Genomic DNA, 1,485 nt, shown 5'->3' with positions numbered 1-1,485 from the left:
CCACCTCGATACCGCGCGCGATCAGCTGCGCACCGAACGGGTCGCCGTGGCGGCCAAGATTCTGGCGGCGGGCCGGTTCGCGCTGGCGCGGATGGCTGAGCTGGGCCACGCCTTCGAGGACATGATCGTCGATGACTGGGAACTGGCTGCCGCCGAACTGGGCGCCGAGCTCGGGATCAGTCGGGGTCGGGCCTGCACGCTGATCACCCAGGGCCGCGACCTGATCGTCCGGCTGCCGGCATTGGCCGACGTGTTCGCTCAGGGGGCGGTGGATCTGCGGGTGCTGCGGGTCATCCTCCATCGCATCGCGTTGATCGTGGACCCCGACGTCATGTCGGTCATCGATACCCAGCTCGCCGAACAGGCCACCTCGTGGAACGCCCTGTCCGATGAACGGATCGGTGACTTGGTCGACTGGATGGTGGTCGATGTGGACCCCGAGGCGGTCCGTCGGGCCCGCGAGGCGCGGCGCGGTCGGCGCATCACGGTGGAGCCCGTCGGGGACGGCATGGTCGAGATCTACGGCCGCGTCGATGCCGCCAGAGGCGCCATCTTCGATCAGGGGTTGGATGCGCTGGCCCGCACCACGTGCCCCGAGGACCCCCGCACCTTCCAGCAGCGGCGCGCAGACTCGGTGGACGCCCTGACAGCAGGCGCGAAGAGCATCCCGTGCCTGTGCGGACGTCCGGAATGCCCAGCGGCCGACAACGAGGTCGCCAAGGGACACTTCGTGATTCACCTGCTCGGTGAACGGGACTCCGTGACCGAAGCGCAAACCGGACATGCTGACGAACCCTCTGATGACGAGCAGCGCACCGACACCACCCCCGACGCCCAGCACGGTGACAATGCAGACCGCGATACCGCGGACCCGGTTACCGCAATCCAGCCGGCGCGACCGACCCGACCCGCGCTGATCCCCGGCTACGGCGTCATCACCGGCGAGGCGCTGAGCGACCTGAAGCCGCAGGCCACGATCCGGCCCGTCCCCGCGGCGACCGACCTGGGCACCGAGCGCGGCTACCAACCGTCGCGCACGCTCACCGACTACCTCGCATGCCGCGACCTGACCTGCCGCTGGCCCGGCTGCAACCTCCCCATCCAGCGCTGCGACACCGACCACACCGTGCCCTGGCCCTACGGTCCGACCCATCCGTCGAACACCAAGGGATACTGCAGAATTCACCACCTGATCAAGACATTCCACTGCGGCCCCGGCGGCTGGAACGACCAACAACACCCCGACGGCACCATCACCATCACCGCACCCAACGGGCGGGTCTACACGACGAAACCGGGCGGCGCCCTGTTCTTCCCGCAGTTAGAAATCCCGACCGCGACCCTGACGATCCCACCGCCACCACCACCGAGCCCACACCGAGAACTGGCCGCCCCCAAACGCAGCCGCACCCGCGCACAATCACGCGCCTACCGCATCGCCCACGAACGCGCCCTCAACCGCGCCGACATCGAAGCCAACCCACC

At 68.8% G+C, this 1,485-nt stretch carries 1 protein-coding gene; it reads left to right on the top strand.

What is annotated here, in order from left to right:
- On the top strand, window positions 1–1,485 hold a 1,485-nt coding region (locus ACLBYA_RS31570; protein ID WP_447713425.1), incomplete at both ends, for a DUF222 domain-containing protein.

The organism is Mycobacterium sp. C31M (assembly GCF_053345865.1).
Note: the sequence above shows the minus strand (reverse complement) of the source record. Positions and strands in the feature narration are given on the sequence as shown.